Source organism: Mesorhizobium sp. M7A.F.Ca.CA.002.15.2.1 (assembly GCF_003998715.1).
In the GTDB taxonomy this organism is placed as follows: domain Bacteria; phylum Pseudomonadota; class Alphaproteobacteria; order Rhizobiales; family Rhizobiaceae; genus Mesorhizobium; species Mesorhizobium ciceri.
This window is the reverse complement of record NZ_RZPI01000616.1, coordinates 1-3,389: the sequence shown is the minus strand read 5'-3', so window position 1 is coordinate 3,389 and position 3,389 is coordinate 1. Positions and strand designations below refer to the sequence as shown.

At 60.5% G+C, this 3,389-nt stretch carries 2 protein-coding genes; both read right to left on the bottom strand.

Translation table 11 applies throughout. The features are described 5' to 3' along the window. Window positions 1-1,006, bottom strand: a 1,006-nt coding sequence (locus ENZ74_RS26245; protein ID WP_164761221.1) for an OmpP1/FadL family transporter, incomplete at its 3' end; no start/stop codon positions are given. A gap of 358 nt (window positions 1,007-1,364) precedes the next feature. After that, window positions 1,365-3,389, bottom strand: a 2,025-nt coding sequence (locus ENZ74_RS26240; protein ID WP_127313084.1) for a valine--tRNA ligase, incomplete at its 5' end; no start/stop codon positions are given.

Here is a 3,389-nt window from a genome sequence, read left to right as displayed (position 1 = left end):
CGCCGAAGCCATGCGAGGTGCCGCGATCCCAAGTCAACTGACCGGCTCCACTCCACTGATCGTTGAACTTGTGGCCGATACCACCTGATACGGTCCAGCCATCACGATACATCAGGTCAAGGGAGGTTGCCTCTGCCGGGCCGTTGGTGAAGCAAAGTGAGGACGGAGCCCCCACCGGGCAGATAGGAACGCTCTGCAGCAAACTCCAGTTCACCCACTTGATCGAACCGAAGGCAAGCCAGCCGGGAGCGATACCCGACTGCAACTTCAGCTCCACGGAATCAGGCATGTACTGTGTTGATCCGTAAATATCGGTAACGCCTCTGCCAATACTGGTGAGGTCGAGCGCACCCGAGATATTGTCGAGCTTGACTTTCGAATTGTAGACAAGGCTCGCGCGCAACGCGATGTCGGGGATTTCATAAGCGACGCCTGCGCGCCAACCCCAGCCACTGGCCTCGAGATCGACACGGCCTGTCAATGCTGGGAGTACGTTTACCAAGCTTTCTTTGAATCCCGAGATGTCTTGGTAAAACAGCCCGCCGATAAAACGAAGTTGGCCCTTGCCCGCATCAAATTTATAAGAGCATGTACCAGCGTAGTTGTTGCTCTTGATATCGGTTTCCGTATTGGAAAGCGCACCATTCCACATGCCAGGTGCGGTATGCGCGCCCCAGGGCTGCGAATAATCGACCATACAATCCACGCCTTGCACGACCTGGACCTTCATTCCCACGCGCGGAACCCAATAGCCCTCGGCTCCGTCGGCCGAGGTGCCCAAGCCGAGATCGGCTCCGCCTGGACCGCGCGCATTCTCGTACTTGCGGTCCGGCATCACATAGGTCGCTTCCGCTTCGGTCGCGAACGGAGCCGGATCGAACAGCAGATCGATATCGTAGCCGCCACGCTCCAGGCCGCCGGCATGTGCCGGATTCATCGCCGTCCCGATCAAAGCCAGCGAAAAGCAGCCCGCCCCCAGCAGCGCCTTCAGTCGCAGAATAGTCATGAAATGTCCTCCCCGAATTCGAGTGCACCAAGCTAGAACCAATTCAGGTTAACGGTGCAACAACGAATTCGCGGGCGTACATGTACACACTGGCCAGCCGCATTTTCGAGGAAATGCAACCGGGTGCGGCAAGGCCGAAAAATGGTCTGTGAAGGCTGAGCGGCTCTCAAAAAACAGGGAGAACCATCCAAAAAGGCTCGAAAACAGGCCTTTTTTGGGCTCCAGGAGCCCCATTGTTACATTATGGCAACAATGGGGCTAAAACTTCCGTTTACGTCAATATTAACGCAACGGAATGCTGATTTTCCAGGCGGAAAACCAGCATTTTAGAGGGGTCTAAAGTCTCCCGAATCTACCCTCAGCCGGCGTCGCGAACCCTGGCCAGCGCGATCGACAGCTTGTCCTGTGCATCGCGGTATTCGGCGAGCTTTTCACGCTCGGCATCGACGATCTCGGCCGGCGCGCTGGCCACGAACCTCTCGTTCGACAGTTTCTTGTGCAGGCGCGCGATCTCCTCGGTCACCTTGGCCAGTTCCTTCTGCAACCGTGCAGCCTCGGCGGCGAGGTCGATCAGGCTGCCAAGCGGCAGGCAGATCGTCGCCTCGTTGAGCACGATCTGCGCCGAACCCTTGGGCGCGATATCGGCAAGCGAGATGTCGCCGACCCGCGCCAGCCGCTTGATCGCCGACTCCTCGCGAACGAGGCGCTCGCGTGTCACATCGTTGGCGCCGACCACGACGAGCGGTGCGATGGCTGCCGGCGGCACGTTCATCTCCGAACGCACGGAGCGGATGCCGGAGACGAGGTCGACCAGCCAATTGATGTCGGCTGCAGCCTCGGCGTCTTCGAAGTCCGGTGACGGCCACGTGGCATGGCACAGCAGCGAGGGGCGTTGCTTGCCTTCGCCAGCGGTCTGCGCCCACAGTTCCTCGGTCATGAACGGCATCATCGGATGCAGCAGCTTGTAGATCTCGTCGAGCACGAAGGCGACGCAGGCTCGGCTTTCGGCTTTGGCCGCCTCGTCGGTTCCCATGAACACCGGCTTCAGCAGTTCCAGGTACCAGTCGCAGAACAGGTTCCAGACGAAGCGGTAGGCGGCGCCCGCCGCCTCGTTGAAGCGGTATGAGGTGATGCCGTCGGTGATCTCGCGCGCCGCCCGCGTCAGCTCGGTGAGGATCCAGCGGTTGACCGCCAGCTTGGCGTCGTTCAGCCAGAAATCGTCATTGCGCGCGACCTCGTTCATCTCGGCAAAACGCGTCGCGTTCCACAGCTTGGTGCCGAAATTGCGATAGCCGGCGATGCGCGCCGGATCGAGCTTCACGTCGCGGCCTTGTGCCGCCATCACCGTCAGGGTGAAGCGCAGCGCATCGGCGCCGTATTCGTCGATCAGGTCGAGCGGATCGATGACGTTGCCTTTCGACTTCGACATCTTGGCGCCGTTCTTGTCGCGCACCAGCGCATGGACATAGACGGTGTGGAACGGCTCCTCGTCCATGAAGTGCAGGCCCATCATCATCATGCGGGCGACCCAGAAGAAGATGATATCGAAGCCTGTCACCAGCACGTCGGTCTGGTAGTAGGTCTTCAGCTCGGGAGTCTCATCAGGCCAACCCAGCGTCGAGAACGGCCACAGCGCCGACGAGAACCAGGTGTCCAGCACGTCCTCGTCGCGGGTCAGGATCTCGCCCGGCTTGAAGTTCTCCAGCTTGTCCTCGACCCAGGCCTTCCACGGTCCTTCCAGCGCCAGATAGAATTCGATCGCGGCGCTCAGCGCCTCTTCCTCGGTCTTCTCGACGAAGACGCGCCCATCCGGCCCGTACCAGGCCGGAATCTGGTGGCCCCACCAGAGCTGGCGCGAGATGCACCAGGGCTGGATGTTCTCCATCCAGTCGAAATAGGTCTTTTCCCAGTTCTTCGGCACGAAGTTCGTGCGACCTTCGCGCACTGAAGCGATTGCCGGTTTGGCCAGCTCCGCCGCATTGGCATACCATTGCTCGGTCAGGAACGGCTCGATCGGCACGCCTCCGCGATCGCCATGCGGCACCGCATGGCGATGCGGCTCGACCTTTTCGAGGAAGCCGCCCTCTTCCATCAGCTCGACGATCTTCTTACGCGCGACGAAGCGATCGAGGCCGTCGAGTTCGTCCCAGACCGCCTGGCGCTCCGGCGTCACCTCGAGGCCGGCAAGGAAATCCTCATTGTCCCTGAGACTTACCGCCGCCTCCGTGGTCAGGATATTGATCGCCGGCAGCTTGTGGCGCTTGCCGACCTCGAAATCGTTGAAGTCGTGCGCCGGCGTGATCTTGACCGCGCCCGAACCTTTTTCCGGATCGGAATACTCATCCGCCACCACGGGAATCCTGCGGCCGACGATCGGCAGGAC